At 63.3% G+C, this 17,011-nt stretch carries 17 protein-coding genes; 15 read left to right on the forward strand and 2 right to left on the reverse strand.

Translation table 11 applies throughout. From position 1 onward, the window contains the following. The first annotated feature begins 171 nt into the window (after positions 1–171). On the forward strand, positions 172–591 hold the full coding sequence (gene yjdN, locus ACJ8J4_RS06800) for a VOC family metalloprotein YjdN (RefSeq protein ID WP_025303359.1): 420 nt from the start codon (positions 172–174) through the stop codon (positions 589–591). 15 nt (positions 592–606) lie between these two features. On the opposite strand, the gene ACJ8J4_RS06805 is transcribed toward yjdN, so the two are convergent. After that, positions 607–801 carry a hypothetical protein gene (locus ACJ8J4_RS06805; protein WP_060447861.1) on the reverse strand — a complete coding sequence of 65 codons (195 nt, stop codon included), beginning with the start codon at positions 799–801 and terminating at the stop codon, positions 607–609. Between the two features lie 160 nt (positions 802–961). On the opposite strand from ACJ8J4_RS06805, the gene ACJ8J4_RS06810 reads away from it, so the two are divergent. Then, positions 962–2,515, forward strand: a complete 1,554-nt coding sequence (locus tag ACJ8J4_RS06810) for a sensor domain-containing diguanylate cyclase (protein ID WP_442516051.1) — start codon at positions 962–964, stop codon at positions 2,513–2,515. Between the two features lie 479 nt (positions 2,516–2,994). Continuing rightward, positions 2,995–3,888, forward strand: a complete 894-nt coding sequence (locus ACJ8J4_RS06815; protein ID WP_025303361.1) for a Kdo hydroxylase family protein — start codon at positions 2,995–2,997, stop codon at positions 3,886–3,888. Positions 3,889–3,931: 43 nt separating this feature from the next. Here the strand turns inward: ACJ8J4_RS06815 and paaZ are convergent, their stop codons facing one another. Next, positions 3,932–5,998 (reverse strand): phenylacetic acid degradation bifunctional protein PaaZ, encoded by a 2,067-nt coding sequence (gene paaZ / locus ACJ8J4_RS06820; RefSeq protein ID WP_049295901.1) that lies wholly within the window; start codon positions 5,996–5,998, stop codon positions 3,932–3,934. A 317-nt stretch (positions 5,999–6,315) separates the two neighbouring features. Here paaZ and paaA point away from each other — a divergent pair, with 317 nt between their 5' ends. From paaA to paaX, 12 genes are all read left to right on the forward strand, one after another. Beyond that, positions 6,316–7,254: a 1,2-phenylacetyl-CoA epoxidase subunit PaaA gene (gene paaA, locus ACJ8J4_RS06825; protein ID WP_033647856.1), complete on the forward strand. Its 939-nt coding sequence runs from the start codon at positions 6,316–6,318 to the stop codon at positions 7,252–7,254. 21 nt (positions 7,255–7,275) lie between these two features. Further along, the gene (paaB, locus tag ACJ8J4_RS06830) at positions 7,276–7,563 is read left to right on the forward strand and encodes a 1,2-phenylacetyl-CoA epoxidase subunit PaaB (RefSeq protein ID WP_004935173.1); all 288 of its coding nucleotides are present in this window, start codon (positions 7,276–7,278) and stop codon (positions 7,561–7,563) included. Between the two features lie 8 nt (positions 7,564–7,571). Next, positions 7,572–8,330, forward strand: coding sequence for a 1,2-phenylacetyl-CoA epoxidase subunit PaaC (gene paaC, locus ACJ8J4_RS06835; RefSeq protein ID WP_043140519.1), 759 nt, complete (start codon positions 7,572–7,574; stop codon positions 8,328–8,330). A 9-nt stretch (positions 8,331–8,339) separates the two neighbouring features. After that, positions 8,340–8,837, forward strand: coding sequence for a 1,2-phenylacetyl-CoA epoxidase subunit PaaD (gene paaD, locus ACJ8J4_RS06840; protein ID WP_025303365.1), 498 nt, complete (start codon positions 8,340–8,342; stop codon positions 8,835–8,837). 13 nt (positions 8,838–8,850) lie between these two features. Continuing rightward, positions 8,851–9,909 (forward strand): 1,2-phenylacetyl-CoA epoxidase subunit PaaE, encoded by a 1,059-nt coding sequence (gene paaE / locus ACJ8J4_RS06845; RefSeq protein ID WP_049295906.1) that lies wholly within the window; start codon positions 8,851–8,853, stop codon positions 9,907–9,909. Positions 9,910–9,917: 8 nt separating this feature from the next. After that, positions 9,918–10,691, forward strand: coding sequence for a 2,3-dehydroadipyl-CoA hydratase PaaF (gene paaF, locus ACJ8J4_RS06850; RefSeq protein WP_049203970.1), 774 nt, complete (start codon positions 9,918–9,920; stop codon positions 10,689–10,691). 3 nt (positions 10,692–10,694) lie between these two features. Then, positions 10,695–11,486, forward strand: coding sequence for a 2-(1,2-epoxy-1,2-dihydrophenyl)acetyl-CoA isomerase PaaG (gene paaG, locus ACJ8J4_RS06855; protein ID WP_025303368.1), 792 nt, complete (start codon positions 10,695–10,697; stop codon positions 11,484–11,486). 2 nt (positions 11,487–11,488) lie between these two features. Further along, entirely contained in the window at positions 11,489–13,021 is a 1,533-nt protein-coding gene (locus ACJ8J4_RS06860) for a 3-hydroxyacyl-CoA dehydrogenase (protein ID WP_442516052.1), read from the forward strand. Next, positions 13,018–13,458, forward strand: coding sequence for a hydroxyphenylacetyl-CoA thioesterase PaaI (gene paaI / locus ACJ8J4_RS06865; RefSeq protein ID WP_264383606.1), 441 nt, complete (start codon positions 13,018–13,020; stop codon positions 13,456–13,458). The genes ACJ8J4_RS06860 and paaI overlap by 4 nt, the downstream gene beginning before the upstream one ends. Beyond that, positions 13,455–14,660 carry a 3-oxoadipyl-CoA thiolase gene (gene pcaF, locus ACJ8J4_RS06870; protein WP_025303370.1) on the forward strand — a complete coding sequence of 402 codons (1,206 nt, stop codon included), beginning with the start codon at positions 13,455–13,457 and terminating at the stop codon, positions 14,658–14,660. Before paaI ends, pcaF begins: the two co-directional genes overlap by 4 nt. A 15-nt stretch (positions 14,661–14,675) precedes the next feature. Further along, entirely contained in the window at positions 14,676–15,983 is a 1,308-nt protein-coding gene (paaK, locus tag ACJ8J4_RS06875; RefSeq protein ID WP_264383607.1) for a phenylacetate--CoA ligase PaaK, read from the forward strand. 78 nt (positions 15,984–16,061) lie between these two features. After that, a complete protein-coding gene (paaX, locus tag ACJ8J4_RS06880) occupies positions 16,062–17,000 on the forward strand; it encodes a phenylacetic acid degradation operon negative regulatory protein PaaX (RefSeq protein WP_043140497.1) in 939 nt (312 codons plus the stop codon). Positions 17,001–17,011 lie beyond the last annotated feature (11 nt).

A 17,011-nucleotide genomic window follows, 5' to 3' on the forward strand; every position in this document is an offset into this window, starting at 1 on the left:
TTCGCACCTTCGCCCGCCCTGCCGGCGGCGAAGGCGCTCACCTCGCACGAGCATTCTGCGTCAGGGGAACTACACTAATAAGTCACCGACGGCAATTATTGCCGCCAGCAACCATTTCTTCCTGCCCGAGGGCCGGTCGTTGCCTGTCGGGCCACAACCGAGGTCAATGTCATGCTGGTACAACCCTATTTGTTTTTCAGCGGTAACTGTGAGCAAGCGATTAACTTCTATGTACAGCAGTTGAATGCCAAAATTGAAATGGTCATGCGCTTCAAAGACATGCCCGAAGAAGCCCGCCAAGGCGGGCCGCAGGACGCCAATCCTGAAGCGATCATGCATGCGCGTCTGCTGATCGGCGACGGTGTACTGATGGCCTCCGATGGCTGCCCACAAGATGACAGCGGCGGCGCTTCTCACAAAGGCTTCTCGCTGTCGCTGAACCCCAGCGATGCGGAGCAAGGACGCAAACTGTTCGACAATCTGGCGCAGGGCGGCCAGGTGACGATGCCTTACCAAGCCACCTTCTGGGCCAAAGGCTTTGGTATGCTGACCGACAAATTCGGCGTCAACTGGATGATCAACGTCGAATAACCCGTCATGGCGCCGCTAGCTGTAGCGGTGCCAGTCATACGCCACCTTGGCGAACAGCACGAACAGCACCGTCAACAGCACCAACCCCAACCGCCAATAGGGCGACCGGCGCCGCCGCCAGGCGAAGAACATCATCACCGCCAGCCCCCCCAGCGTGAGGGGGTAATACACCGCCAGCGTCAGTAAAGCGATAATGATGTAATCCGACATGGCCCTTTTACTCCTTCGCGTTCACGCCGCCGCAAATGCGGGTTGCGATCGCCCTTTCGCCTTATCGCCTCGTTAAGGGCTAGAGGTCTGGCGCGTTTATGCATAAAATATAAGATTGCTCTTAACTCGAACTAAATAGTAATCAAACAACAAGGGTGACATGACTCAGCAGCAACCCATACAGGATGCCGTGCCGCCGCGCAGCGTTAAAAGCTCCCCATTATTATTTCAGGCCGGCGTGTTTGTCATCATCGTTGCCGCCACGCTGATCCTCTTTAACAGCTGGCAAATCTGGAACGCGCACCAGCGCGATCTGCGCAGCGCCGAGCATGAATCCGCCAACCTCGCCCGTTCGCTGGCGCAGCATGCCGACGATACTTTCATGCAGGTGGACGGCAATCTGCTCGATCTGACCGAACGTCTCCAGAACGACGGGCTGGGTCCATCGCAGCTGACGCGGCTGCAGCGCGTCATGCAGACGCAGGTCGGCAACCTGCCGCAGCTGCATGGGCTGTTTCTCTACGATGCGCGCGGCCGCTGGCTGGCGACCTCCTCGGGCAAATTCATCAAGAACGCCAACAACGCCGATCGCGATTACTTCAAATACCATCAAAACCGCGACGGCGGCGGCCTGTACATCGGCAAGGTGATCCGCAGCCGCACCACCGGCGATCTGATCATTCCCGTTTCGCGGCGCTTCAACCACCCGGATGGCAGCTTTGGCGGCGTGGTGCTGGCGACGCTGTACGTCGATTATTTCCGCCAGTTTTACGACAGCTTCGCCCTCAACACTGACGCCTCGCTGAACCTGCTGCTGGCGGACGGCACCATCCTTTACCGCCGCCCCTACTCGGCGGCGTCGATCGGTAAAAACATCGCCAAGGGCGTGCTGTTCAGCGAAATTTTGCCGCATTCGGAATTCGGCAACGCCACCATCACCTCGCTGTACGACAATGTGGAGCGCATCTACGGCTATTCGCGGGTCAACCGCTTTCCGCTGGTGATCGCCGCCGGGCTATCGAAACGCGACGCGCTGGCGGACTGGCGCACCGACGCCGGGCTGTTCGCCGCCGGTGGCCTCTCGCTGCTGATGATCCTGTTGGCGATGGGCATGGTGCTGCTGCGGCAAATCAAGCACAGCATGCAAACCGAAGCCGAGCTGATGCGCACCCGCGATCAGCTGACCAGCATCAACCAGATGCTCGAAGAACTGGCGCTGCTGGACGGCCTGACCGGGCTGGCCAACCGCCGCCAGTTTGATATCGCGCTGAAGAACGAGCTGGCGCGGGCTTCGCGCAACTACCGCAGCGTGGCGCTGCTGATGCTGGATATCGACTATTTCAAACAGTACAACGACAGCTATGGCCACGTCGCCGGGGACCAGTGCCTGCAGCAGATCGGCCAAACGCTCAAAGGGTTGGCGTGCCGCAGCAACGACGTTTTAGCGCGCTACGGCGGCGAAGAGATGGGGATTATCCTGCCGGATACCGACATTCAGGGCGCACTGATTTTCGCCGAACGCGTCATCCAGGCGGTACGCGATCTGAAGATCCCGCATCAGGGCAACCCGCACGGCATCGTCACCATCAGCATCGGCATCTGCGCCAAAGTGCCACATATGTATAACGATACGCCGATCAGCTTTATCAATGAGGCGGACAGCGCGCTGTATCAGGCCAAGAAAAAAGGCAAAAACTGCATTTACGGTGCTTAATCAATAATCGGGTCTCCAAATTTGGCGGCCCGATTTATTCCCGACAAGATGAAATAATTCCACTCCGCAACATTATTTCCCCGGTTTGCTCTGCTATTTGAATGAAATAACGCCAATAAATAAGCAGCATATTTATTTCCATTACAATTCAATAAGATAGAAAATACACCATTCCGCAGACAATTCGTGCCATTTTTGATTATTCGTGCCTACGTGCAGCCCCGTTTAGCCCTCGTTTACTTTTCATTGGTATTGCCGGTGATATCCTTATTGGGAATATTCTCTCTATCAGGAAGCCATCGCACGCTTCGGCGCACTGCGCCCTGCTGATACATCCATAATAGAACCCACAAATTTCACGTTGCAATTGAGCGGCCTGCTGACGCCGCTCCAGCCAGCCACTGCGCAAGCCAGTGCAGCCAATCACGCGGCAACCTGAAAGACGGGAATAAAGCGATATAGATTTGCGAGGAGATCTCATGCCTACTGGCGATATTATGCGTGAACAGGCCGTCCTGACGCTGCCGTTGCGACAATGGGCGGCAGCGGAAGCATCCAGCGCGGTCAGCGAACTGGAACAGGGCAAGGTACTGTTTCTGCCCGAGCTGGCCTTCACCCTGTCTGAACAGGAAATGCCACTGCTGGATCCGACGTTGGTCGATCCGAAGCGCAAAAACATCAGCTATCAGCCGCTGTCCGGCAAGCTGACCGGCGTCGCCGTCGCGGAACGCCGGCAGCAGGTTCAGCAACTGCTGGAGCGCTATTACCAGTCGTGCCGCCAGCTGATCGCCGGGCTGTTGCCCGAGTATCAGGAGGCGCTGCACCATCCGACCGGCAGCCTGCGTTTGCACCCGGTTTCCGCCTGGCGGGCGACCAGTTCCTGGCGCAAAGACGACAGCCGCCTGCACGTTGACGCTTTCCCGTCGCGCCCGAACTACGGCGAACGCATTCTGCGCATTTTTACCAACATCAACCCGCACGGCGAGCACCGCCAATGGCGTGTCGGTGAACCGTTCCCTGAGCTGGCGGCACGCTTTATGCCGCGCCTCGCACGCTACTCCGCCCTCAGCAGCTGGCTGCAGCATCAGGTGCGCATCACCAAGACCCGCCGCAGCCATTATGACCACCTGATGCTGCAGTTGCACGACGCCATGAAGGCCGACGGCGATTATCAGCAGCAGGGGCCGCAGCTGGCGCTGGCGTTTCCGCCGGGCAGCAGCTGGATTTGTTTCTCGGATCAAACGCCGCACGCCGCGATGGGCGGACAGTTTATGCTGGAACAGACCTTCCTGTTGCCGGTGAACAAGATGCAGGATCCGCAGCGCTCGCCGCTGAAAGTGCTGGAACAGCTGCGCGGTCAGCCGCTGATCTGAATAGATTGCCGCCGCCGGGGCTGCCGGCGGCGGCAAACGCGTATTACGCCTCGAAGTCCCCCTGCTGGCGCGCCACCAGCGTCAGGATGCTGTACAGCGCCACCGGCTGCTGTTCCTGATTCAACACCTGCACATCCCACACCACCACGCCGTGCGGCCGATCCTCGGCGGTTTTTTGCGGCTTGCGGATTTTCTTCTTGCAGGTCAGCCGCACCTGAATGGTGTCGCCGATCTTCACCGGTTCGATAAAGCGCAGATTCTCCATGCCGTAGTTGGCGATCACCGGCCCGACGGCGGCATCGACAAACAGCCCGGCCGCGGCGGACACCACAAAGTAACCGTGCGCCACTCGCTCGCCGAACAGGGAATCGGCGGCGCCGATCTTGTCCATGTGCGCGTAGAAATGATCGCCGCTCAGGCAGGCGAAGTTGACGATATCCGCTTCGGTCACGGTGCGGCGCGCGGTCAACAGGCTGTCGCCCAGCTGCAGCTGCTCGAAGTATTTACGGAACGGATGTACCGGATGCTCGGCGACCGGCGCGCCGCGCACCCATTCACCGCCGATGGCCGCCAGCATCGCCGGGCTGCCCTGGATCGCCGTGCGCTGCATATAGTGCTTCACCGCACGCAGTCCGCCCAGCTCTTCCCCGCCACCGGCGCGCCCCGGGCCGCCGTGTACCAGCATCGGCAGTGGCGAACCGTGGCCGGTGGACTCCGCCGCCGCCTGTTCATCCAAAATCAGCATTCGGCCGTGGGCGCAGGCCGCCGCGCGAATGAAGCGCTTGGCCAACGCCGGATCGGCGGTCACCAGCGATCCCGCCAGGCTGCCCTGCCCCAGCAACGCCAGCGCGATCGCCTGCTCGGTATCCGCATACGGCATCAGCGTTGCCACCGGCCCAAAGGCCTCGGTGCCGTGCACCGCCTGATGGGTGAACGGATCGGCGCAATACAGCAGGGTCGGTGGATAAAACGCCCCACCGCGCGCGCCGTCGCCCAGGATCTCCAGCTTATCCAGCGCCGCGCCACAGAGCGGTTCGCAACCATTGCGCAGCAGGAACTCTACCTTGCTTTGCACATCCTCACGCTGCTCGTGGCTGACCAACGCCCCCATGCGCACCGGCTCCAGCTGCGGGTCGCCCACCGTCACCCCCGCCAGGCGCTGCAACAAGGCCTGACGCACCGCCGTCACCTGCGCCGCCGGCACGATGATGCGGCGGATCGCAGTACATTTCTGCCCCGCCTTGGCGGTCATTTCACGGCACACTTCTTTGATGAACAGCGCAAACTCCGGCATCTCCGGCGTCACGTCCTCCGCCAACACGCAGCAGTTGAGCGAATCCGCCTCCATGGTGAACGCGATCGATTTTTCCAGCAGGCGCGGATGCGCACGCAGCCGCTGCCCGGTCTGCGCCGAGCCGGTGAAAGTCACCGCATCCTGATAATCCAGGTGCGCAAACATGTCGCCGACGCCGCCGCAAACCAACTGCAGCGCCCCTTCCGGCACCAGCCCACTGTCGACGATCAGCCTGACCATCGCCTGCGTCAGCTGCGCAGTAGCGGTGGCCGGCTTGATGATGGCCGGCATGCCCGCCAGCCAGGTCGGCGCCAGTTTTTCCAGCATGCCCCAGCACGGGAAGTTGAAGGCGTTGATGTGCAGCGCCACGCCAGGGCGCGAAGTGAGCACGTGGCGGGCGGCGAACTGCGCCTGTTTCGACAGCGGGATCAACTCGTCTTCCGGCCACAGCGTATCATCCGGCAGATCGCGGCCGGCCATGCCGGCATAGGCGAACAGCGTGGCGATGCCGCCTTCGATATCGACCCACCCGTCGCTGCGCGTCGCACCGGTTTGATAGGAAATCTGATACAGCGCCTCTTTATGCGCCAGCAGGTGTTTCGCCACCGCTTTCAGCATCTGGGCGCGCTGCTGGAATGTCATGTTCGCCAGCGCCGGGCCGCCGTGGCTGCGGGCATAGCTCAGGCTCGCCGCTAACGGCAGGCCGTCGGAGCAGACCTGGTACAGCGCTTCGCCGGTCACGGCGTGACGGATCTCGCGGCCCTCTCCCTGCCCATACACCCAGGCGCCAGATAGATAACTGTGTAACTGCTGCATGTGCCCTCCAAAATTCATAAATTTTCACCCTACAGCTTAATTACGTATCACATAAATGCCAGTCAACGCCAAATCAAATTTTAACAAAAACAGAACAAAACCCGTTTTCAAGCCGCTTACCCTGTCATTAATACGAAATTGATGGTTTTATTTATCAAATTAAATCAACAAAATAACAAAAAACCTTGTGAGTGAACTCGCAAAACCACATGAATCTCGTTTGATCTTTTTGTTATCAGTTTGTAGCCTTATGGTTAGTTAAAGTGATTCACATTTTTATATCTAATGTGAAAAACACGAATCACCAAGAGGCGAGCATGACAACTGACGCACAATATCAGCAGCATTTCGACGACAAGATCGCGGCGGATATCGCCATTGAGGCCAAAGACTGGATGCCGGACGCCTACCGTCAGAACCTGATTCGGCAGATCGGCCAACACGCCCACTCGGAAGTCATCGGCATGCTGCCGGAAGCCAACTGGCTGACGCGCGCCCCCACGCTGCGCCGCAAGGCGGTGCTGCTGGCCAAAGTGCAAGATGAGGCCGGCCACGGTCTGTACCTCTACAGCGCCGCCGAGACCCTCGGCTGTTCGCGCCAGGACATCTACCAAAAGATGCTCGACGGCAAGATGAAGTATTCCTCCATCTTCAATTACCCCACGCTCAACTGGGCGGATATCGGCGTGATCGGCTGGCTGGTCGACGGCGCCGCCATCGTCAACCAGGTAGCGCTGTGCCGCGCCTCCTACGGCCCCTATGCGCGGGCGATGGTGAAAATCTGCAAAGAAGAAAGCTTCCACCAGCGCCAGGGCTACGAGGCGGTGATGGCGATGGCCAACGGCAGCGACACGCAGCGTGCCATGTTGCAGGACGCTATCGATCGCTTCTGGTGGCCGGTGCTGATGATGTTCGGCCCGAGCGACGCCGACTCCCCTCACAGCGCCCAGAGCATGGCGTGGAAAATCAAACGCCACAGCAACGATGAGCTGCGGCAGAAATTCGTCGACAACACCGTACCGCAGCTTGAGGCGCTGGGCATGACGGCGCCAGACCCGAGTCTTACCTGGGACGAGGCCGCCGGCCACTATCGCTTCGGCGAGATCGACTGGAGCGAACTGCATGAAGTGATCAAAGGACGCGGCCAATGCAACCACGAACGCCTGCAGGCCAAACGCCGCGCCTGGGAAGACGGCGCCTGGGTGCGCGACGGCGCCATGGCCCACGCCGCGAAAAACGCCGCTTCCGCCGCATAGCCAACATAAGGAACCGAGATCATGAGCCACGTTGAATGGCCGCTGTATGAAGTGTTTATCCGCAGCAAACAAGGGTTGGCGCATCGCCACGTCGGCAGCCTGCACGCCGCCGACGACCAAATGGCGCTGGAAAACGCCCGCGACGCCTACACGCGCCGCAACGAAGGCTGTTCGATCTGGGTGGTGCAATCGCGCCATCTGATCGCCTCGCAGCCGGAAGATCGCGGCGCGTTCTTCGATCCGTCCGAAGACAAGATCTACCGTCATCCGACGTTTTACACCATCCCCGACGGCATCAAGAACATGTAGAGGCGACCATGACGGTTAACGATCCGCGCATCAGCTATTTGCTCCGCCAGGGCGACACGCCTCTGATCCTCGCCCAGCGTCTGTGCGCCTGGTGCGGCCACGCGCCCGAACTGGAAATCGATCTGGCGTTGGCCAACATCGGTCTCGATCTGCTCGGCCAGGCGCGCCACTTCCTGGGCTACGCCGCCGAACTGGCCGGGCCGCCCTGCAGCGAAGACAGCCTGGCCTTCGGCCGTGACGAGCGCCAGTTCCATAACCTGCTGCTGGCGGAACAGCCGAACGGCGGTTTCAACGACACGCTGGTGCGCCAATTCCTGCTCGACGCCTACCACGTGCAGCTGCACCAGGCGCTGAGCCGCAGCCGCGATGCGCAGATCGCCGCCATCGCCGCCAAATCGTTGAAGGAGGCCGATTATCACCTGCGCTTCAGCCACGGCTGGATGATCCGCCTCGGTGACGGCAACGACATCAGCCACGGCAAGATCCAACAGTCGCTGGATAACCTGTGGCGCTTTACCGCCGAGCTGTTCCACGCCGACGCGTTGGAACTGGCGTTGGCGGAACAAGGCATCGCCGTCGATCCGCGCACGCTGCAGGCCCCCTGGCTAGCGCAGGTGGAAGAGACGCTGCGGCAGGCGACGCTGGCGCTGCCCGCCGAGCAGGCGTTCCGTCACGGCGGCAAGCAAGGTCAGCACAGCGAACACCTCGGCCCGTTGCTGGCGGAGATGCAGTTCCTGCAGCGCGCCTACCCAAACAGTCAGTGGTAGGAGGCCGCGATGAACGTCACTCGTTTGCAACCCGCCGAAATCCCGCAGATTTGGCACTGCCTGCAGCAGATCAGCGATCCCGAGCTGCCGGTGCTGTCGATCACCGATTTGGGCATGGTGCGCGACGTGGTACGCGACGGCAGCGGCTGGCGCGTGACCTTCACCCCAACCTATTCCGGCTGCCCGGCCACCGAATTTTTGCTCAACGCTATCGAGCAGCGGCTGGCGGCCGCCGGTTTCAGCCCGGTGCAGGTGGACATTCGCCTCAGCCCGGCCTGGACCACCGACTGGATGAACGCCGACGCCCGCGAGCGGCTGCGGCAATACGGCGTAGCGCCCCCGCAGGGCCACACCTGCGATCGGCCGCATGCCCACGGCCCGGTCGCCTGCCCGCGCTGCGGCAGCACCCACAGCGAGAAGATCAGCGAGTTCGGATCCACCGCCTGTAAAGCGCTGTACCGCTGCTGCGACTGCCGGGAACCGTTCGACTATTTCAAATGCATATAGGAGCGCTGACACCATGACGGTCTTTCATCGCCTGAGCGTCGCCGCCATCGAGCGCGAAACGCCTGACGCCGTAGCCATCACCCTGCGGGTGCCTGAAGAGCTGCAAAACCAATACCGCTATACCCCCGGCCAGCACCTGACGCTCAAGGCGCTAGTCAACGGCGAAGAACTGCGGCGTTGCTACTCCATCTGCAGTTCGCCGCAGGAAGGCCTGCTGCAGATCGGCGTAAAAGCGATTGATCAGGGCCGTTTCTCCGGCTTCGTCAACCGCATGCTGAAAGTCGGCGACGCACTGGAGGTGATGGTGCCGCAGGGGCGCTTCGGCTACCAGCCGCAGGCAGAGCGCCACGGCAACTACCTGGCGATCGCCGCCGGCTCCGGCATCACGCCAATGCTGTCGATCATCAAGGCGACGCTGCTGCTCGAACCGGGCAGCAGCTTCACCCTGATCTACGGCAACCGCAACAGCCGTTCAATGATGTTCAAAGAGGCGCTGTCGGACCTTAAAAACCGCTACCCGCAGCGTTTTCAGCCGCTGTACCTGTTCAGCCAGGAAAGTCTCGACAGCCCGCTGCTCAGCGGCCGCATCGACCGTGAACGCCTGGCGGCGATCGGCGGCGCGCTGCTGGATTTCCGCGACTATGACCACGCCTTTATCTGCGGGCCGGAATCGATGATGGACGACGCGCAAACCGTGCTGGAGCAGGCCGGCGTACCGGCCAATCACATCCACAGCGAACGCTTCAACACCAGCGGCCTGGTCACCCGCCCGCGCCACAGCGGCGATCGCAACGCTACCCGGGTGGCGATCCTGCTCGACGGCCGCCGGTTGGATATCGAGATCGGCGAACAGGACGACAGCATTCTCGATGCCGCGCTGCGCCAGGGCGCCGATCTGCCCTACGCCTGCAAAGGCGGCGTGTGCGCCACCTGCAAATGCCGTCTGAAGGCCGGCCAGGTGGAGATGGGCGTCAACTACAGCCTGGAGCCGGATCAGCTGGCGGCGGGCTACGTATTGAGCTGCCAGTCGTGGCCGAAAGGCGACGGCGTGGTGTTGGACTTCGACGTCTAGGAGCCGCGATGGATACCCCCTTTATTTTGCATCAGCAGCAACACCGCGTGGTCACGCTGACGCTGCACCGCCCGGAGGCGCGCAACGCCCTGAGCACGCCGTGCCTGGAACAGCTGGTTGCCCGTCTGGAGCAGGCAGATGCCGACAGCGGCGTGGGCGCCGTGGTGATCGCCGGCGCGGCGCGCTTTTTCGCCGCCGGCGCCGATCTGCGCGAACTGCAACAGCAGGATCTGCCGGCCGCGCTGGCGGATCGCCGTCCGCAGCTGTGGCAGCGGCTGGCGCAGTTCAGCAAGCCGCTGCTGGCGGCGGTGAACGGCTATGCCCTGGGCGCCGGCTGCGAGTTGGCGCTGGCCTGCGACATCGTTATCGGCGGCGAAAGCGCCCGCTTCGGCCTGCCGGAGATCACCCTCGGCCTGATGCCGGGGGCCGGAGGCACCCAGCGCCTGATCCGCTGCGTCGGCAAGGCGCGCGCCAGCCAGATGGTGCTGACCGGCGAAGCCATCGACGCCCGCACCGCGCTGCAGGCTGGCCTGATCAGCGAAGTGTGCGTCGATGCCCTGACGCTGGAGCGCACGCAGCAGATTGCCGATCGCATCAGCCGTCAGGCGCCGCTGGCGCTGCGCGCCGCCAAGCAGGCGCTGAAACAGGCCGAGGAAACCGGCCTTAGCCAGGGGCTAGCGATGGAGCGTCAGCAGTTCGTCACCCTGGCCGCCACCGACGATCGCCGCGAAGGCATCGCCGCCTTTTTCGAAAAACGTACGCCAAACTATCAGGGGCGCTGATTTATGGATAACGCATTGATTCTCAGCCATCTCGACGCCGGCGTGTTGACGCTGACCCTCAACCGGCCGGATCGGCTCAACAGCTTTAACGACGAGATGCATCGCCAGCTGAGCGAAGCGCTGACGCAAGCCGAGCGCGACGACAGCGTGCGCTGCCTGCTGATCGCCGGTGCCGGGCGCGGTTTCTGCGCCGGGCAGGATCTCAACGATCGCAACGTCAGCGCCGATCAACAGGCGCCGGATCTCGGCCTGTCGGTCGAACGTTTCTACAACCCCCTGATCCGCCGCCTGACCGCCCTGCCGAAACCGGTGGTATGCGCAGTCAACGGCGTGGCGGCCGGCGCCGGCGCCGCGCTGGCCCTGGCGTGCGATATCGTCATCGCCGCCGACAACGCCGGCTTTATTCAGTCGTTCTGCCGTTTGGGGCTGGTGCCGGATTCCGGCGGCAGCTGGTTCCTGCCACGGCTGGCCGGCCACGCCCGCGCGATGGGCATGGCCTTGCTGGGTGACAAAATCAGCGCCCAACAGGCGCTGGAGTGGGGCATGATCTGGCAGGTGGTGCCGGCGGATGAATTGGCCGACCGCACGCAAACGCTGGCGCGCCATCTGGCCACCCAGCCGACCTACGGTTTGGGGCTAATCAAGAAAGCCCTCTACAGCTCGGCCACCAACAGCCTCGATCAACAGCTCGATCTGGAGCGCGATCTGCAGCGATTGGGCGGCCGCAGCGACGACTACCGCGAAGGCGTCAGCGCGTTCTTCGCCAAACGCACGCCAAACTTCAGCGGGAAATAGCCATGAACGCGCCCCTTCTTAACGGCCAGGTGGCGGTGATCGGCGCCGGCACTATGGGCATCGGCATCGCCCAGGTGGCCGCTGCCGCCGGCCATCCGGTGCGGCTGTTCGATATCGCGCCCGCCGCCGCCCAGCGCGCGATCGACGATCTCGCTCGCCGCCTGCGCCAGCGGGTCGACGGCGGCAAGGCCGACGCCGCGACCACCGAAGCGCTGCTGGCGCGCCTCGAACGCGCCGATTCGCTCGAGCAGCTGGCCGACTGCGCACTGGTGATTGAAGCGGTGGCGGAAAATCTGGCGATCAAGCAGAGCCTGTTCCGCGATCTGGAAGCGGTCTGCTCGCCCACGGCGCTGTTCGCCAGCAATACCTCCTCGCTGTCAATCACCGCCATCGCCGGGGCACTGCAGCGCCCGGCGCGCATGGCCGGGCTGCACTTCTTCAACCCGGCGCCGCTGATGAAGCTGGTGGAGATCGTCAGCGGTCTGGAGACCGGGGTCGAGACCCTCGCCGCGCTGCAGGCCCTGGCGCAGCGCTGGGGTAAGCAGAGCGTTGTATGCCGCTCGACGCCGGGATTCATCGTCAACCGCGTGGCGCGGCCATTCTACGCCGAAACCCTGCGCGCGCTGGAGGAACGGGTGGCCGACGCCGCCACCCTGGATGCAGTCATGCGCGACGCCGGCGGCTTCGCCATGGGCCCGCTGCAGTTGACCGATCTGCTCGGCCAGGACGTCAATTACGCCGTGACCGACTCGGTGTATCAGGCCTTCTACCAGGATCCGCGCTTCACCCCCTCACTGGTGCAGCAGGAGCTGGTGGCCGCCGGGCGCCTCGGCCGCAAATCCGGCCGCGGCTTCTACCGCTACGACGCGCAACGGCCCGCCGCAGAGATGATCGCCTTTGCGCCGCCGGCGCAGGCCGCGCCGCCGCAACGCGTCACGCTGCACGGCGACTGGTCTTCGCTGGCCGATTTGGCGGAACTGTTGATCGAAAATGCGGGGGCGATCAAACAACCTGGCCAGACCAGCCCGTACCTCACGATCGACGACGTTACAATGATGTTAACCAATGGTAAAACCGCCGGCCAACTGGCCGACGAACGTGGAACGCCCGTGGTGCTGTTCGATCTCTGTGCCGACTATGCGCATGCCTCCGCCATCGCCATCAGCTGCGCTGCGCAAAACGGCGCGCAACACAATGCCAACGCGATTCGCCTGCTGCAGTCCCTCGGCAAGCAGGTCATTCAACTGCCGGATTATCCCGGCCTGCTGACGATGCGCACTCTGGCCATGCTGGCCAACGAAGCGCTCGACGTGGTGAATAAAGGCGTCGCCGGCGCCGAAGATACCGATCTGGCGATGCTGCGCGGCGTCAACTATCCGCGCGGCCCGCTGGCCTGGGGCGCCGCACTCGGCTGGCGCCACATTCTGACGACGCTGGAAAACCTGCAACGCTATTACGGCGAAGCGCGCTATCGCCCGATGCCACTGCTGCGCCGCTACGCTTCCCCCGCCTCTTTCTCAGGAGCCGAACGATGAACGCCAATACGCCGCGCGCGCTGGCTCAGCGCTGCGCCGAACAGATGTTCCAGCAAGATACCTGCGCTCAGACGATGGGGATGCATATCGACGCCGTCGATGCAGGGTACGCACAGGTCAGCATGACCGTCGGCCCGCAGATGCTCAATGGCCACCAGACCTGCCACGGCGGCCAGCTGTTCAGCCTGGCGGATACCGCCTTCGCCTACGCCTGCAACAGCCAGGGATTGGCGGCGGTGGCCTCCGGCTGCAGCATCGATTTCGTCCGCCCGGCACTGGCCGGCGATCGCCTCACCGCCAGCGCGGCGGTGCGCCACCAAGGCAAAGCCACCGGGCTGTACGACGTCGAGATCGTCAACCAACTGGGCAAAACCGTCGCCTGGTTCCGCGGCCGCGCGCACCGCCTCGGCCACAGTATTTTAGGAGATCAGGCATGAATCAGGCATTTATCTGCGACGGCGTGCGCACCCCGATCGGTCGCTATGGCGGCGCGCTGGCCCAGGTGCGCGCTGACGATCTCGCCGCCCTGCCGCTGCGCGTGCTGCTGGAACGCCATCCGCAGGTGGATTGGGCGCAGTTGGACGACGTGATCCTCGGCTGCGCCAACCAGGCCGGGGAAGACAACCGCAACCTGGCACGCATGGCGCTGCTGCTGGCCGGAGTGCCGATCGGCGTTTCCGGCACCACGGTGAACCGCCTGTGCGGTTCGGGCCTGGATGCGCTGGCGATGGCGGCGCGCAGCATCAAGGCCGGCGACGCCGGGTTGCTGCTGGCGGGCGGCGCGGAATCGATGACCCGTGCGCCGCTGGTGATGGGCAAGGCCGACAGCGCCTTCAGCCGCCAGGCGCAGCTGTACGACACCACCCTCGGCTGGCGCTTCGTCAACCCGCGGATGCAGGCCGAGTTCGGCACCGATTCGATGCCGGAGACCGCCGAAAACGTCGCGGCGCAGTTCAACATCAGCCGCGCCGATCAGGACGCCTTTGCGCTGCGCAGCCAGCAGCGTGCCGCCCGGGCGCAGGCGCTGGGCCACCTGGCGCAGGAGATAGCGCCGGTCAGCCTCACCGGCAAAAAAGGCGCGGTCACCCTGTTCAGCCAGGATGAACACCCGCGCGCCGACACCACCTTCGAGCAGTTGCAGGCGCTGAAAACCCCGTTCCGTCAGCCCGGCAGCGTCACCGCCGGCAACGCCTCGGGCCTGAACGACGGCGCGGCGGCGCTGATCGTCGCCTCTGAAGCGATGGCAGCACGCCAGGGGCTGACGCCGCGGGCGCGCATCGTCGCCACCGCCACCTGCGGCGTAGAGCCGCGGCTGATGGGCATCGGCCCGCTGCCGGCCACCCGCAAGGTGCTGGAGATCGCCGGGCTGAGCCTGGCGCAGATGGACGTCATCGAATTGAACGAAGCGTTCGCCGCCCAGGCGTTGGCGGTGATGCGCCAGCTTGGCCTGCCGGACGATGCCCCACAGGTTAACCCCAACGGCGGCGCGATCGCTCTGGGGCATCCGTTGGGCATGAGCGGCGCGCGCCTGGCGCTAGCCGCCCTGTTTGAACTGGAACGGCGAGCCGGCCGCTACGCCCTGTGCACCATGTGCATCGGCGTAGGCCAAGGCATCGCCATGATCATTGAGCGTGTCTGACCCCTGAGGCTAACCATGACAATAAATCCACAGCCCCTCGAAACGATCGAATTCGCCTCGCGCGATGAGATTGAAGCGTTGCAGTTGGCGCGTCTGAAGTGGACGCTGCACCACGCCTACGACAATGTGCCGATGTACAAACGCAAATTCGACCAGGCCGGCGTACACCCCGACGATCTCAAACAGCTGAGCGATCTGGCGCGCTTCCCCTACACCACCAAGCAGAATCTGCGCGACAACTACCCGTTCGACACCTTCGCGGTGCCGATGGAACAGGTGGTGCGCATCCACGCCTCCTCGGGCACCACCGGCCGCCCGACGGTGGTCGGTTACACCCAGCGCGACATCGATAATTGGGCCGATATCGTCGCCCGCTGCCTGCGCGCCGGCGGCGCCACCGCCAAAGACAAGGTGCACGTCGCCTACGGCTACGGCCTGTTCACCGGCGGCCTCGGCGCGCACTACGGCGCAGAGCGGCTCGGCGCGACGGTGATCCCGATGTCCGGCGGCCAGACGGAGCGCCAGGCGCAGCTGATCCTCGACTTCAAGCCCGACATCATCATGGTGACGCCGTCCTATTGCCTGACGCTGATCGACGAACTGGAGCGCAAAATGGGCGGCGATGCGCGCGGCTGCTCGCTGCGGCTCGGCGTGTTCGGCGCCGAACCCTGGACCGAAGCCCTGCGCCACGAAATCGAAACCCGCATGGGCATCAAGGCGCTGGATATTTACGGCCTGTCGGAAGTGATGGGGCCGGGCGTAGCGATGGAGTGTCTGGAGAGCGGCGGTGGCCCGACCATTTGGGAAGACCACTTCCTGCCGGAGATCATTTGCCCGGAAACCGGCATTGCCCTGCCGGACGGCGAGCACGGCGAACTGGTGTTCACCACCCTGACTAAAGAGGCGCTGCCGGTTATCCGCTACCGCACCCGCGATCTTACTCGGCTGCTGCCGGGCGACGCGCGCCAGATGCGCCGCATGGGCAAGATCACCGGCCGCTCCGACGACATGCTGATCATTCGCGGTGTCAACGTCTTCCCGTCGCAGGTGGAAGAGCAGATCATGCAGTTCGAGCAGCTGTCGCCGCACTACCAGCTGCAGGTCAGCCGCAGCGGGCATCTGGACACGCTGGCGGTGCGCGTCGAGCTGAAAGAATCGGCGCTCAGCCTCAGCCACCAGCAGCGTTGCGATATCTGCCACCAGCTGCGCCACCACATCAAATCGATCGTGGGCGTCAGCACCGACGTCAGCATCGCCAACTGCGGCGATATCCCGCGCTCAGAAGGCAAGGCGCAGCGCGTGGTCGATTTGCGGCCGCGCTGAAGCGCACGGCGTCACGGATGACGCCGCCTTAAATTATGGTAATGTTATGGCTCATCGAAGGCTAACCCATGGAAAAATATGGAACATAAACTGGATGAGTTCATTCGCCATGCCGTCGACGCGCAGCCGATCAGCGGTACCTCGCTGATCATTTCGCTGTACGGCGACGCGCTCAGCCATCGCGGCGGCGAAGTGTGGCTCGGCAGCCTGAGCGCGCTGCTGGAGGCCTTCGGTTTCGGCGATCGCTTCGTGCGCACCTCGGTGTTTCGCCTGCAGAAAGAGGGTTGGCTGGCGGTGGAGAAAATAGGCCGCCGCAGCTTCTACCGCGTGACCGAGCAGGGAATGCGCCAGTTCCGCCACGCCGAGTCGAAAATCTATCTGCGCGAGCAGCCTGCCTGGGACGGCAAGTGGGAGCTGTTGCTGCTGGAATGCGCCGAAAAAAACGCGCGCGCACGGCTGAAAAAAGAGCTGGGCTGGCTCGGGTTCGGGCAGATCGCCAACAACCTGATGGCCGCCCCCACCCATGCGCAGACCGACGTGACGGCGCTGCTCGGCGAACTGAACGCCAGCGAGCAGGTGATCTACTTTCGCGCCGATTACCCCTACAATCGCTCCGAGCAAACCCTGCAAAAATTGGTGGCCGACTGCTGGTCGCTAAGCGACGTGGCGGCCGGCTATCACGAGTTTATCGTCTCCTTCCGGCCGCTGATGGCGCTGCTGCGCGAAGTTGACCCGGCGGCGCTGACGCCGCTGCGCGGTTTCCAGATTAAGCTATTATTGATTCACTTCTTCCGTCGCGTGGTGTTGAAAGATCCGCTGCTGCCGGACGCGCTGCTGCCCGCGCAGTGGGAGGGCCAGATCGCCCGCAACCTGTGCATCAATCTTTATCAGCAGGTCGATCGCGCCGCGACGGAGTACGTCAGCGCGCTGGCGGAGACCACCATCGGCGCCCTGCCCGCACCGGCCGCCGGCTACTATCGGCGCTTCGGCGGCCTGCCGCGCGACCCTACATTTTAAGGAACTCACGC

Origin of the sequence: Serratia sp. CY47280, from assembly GCF_052168655.1 — a bacterium.
Lineage (GTDB): Bacteria > Pseudomonadota > Gammaproteobacteria > Enterobacterales > Enterobacteriaceae > Serratia > Serratia bockelmannii.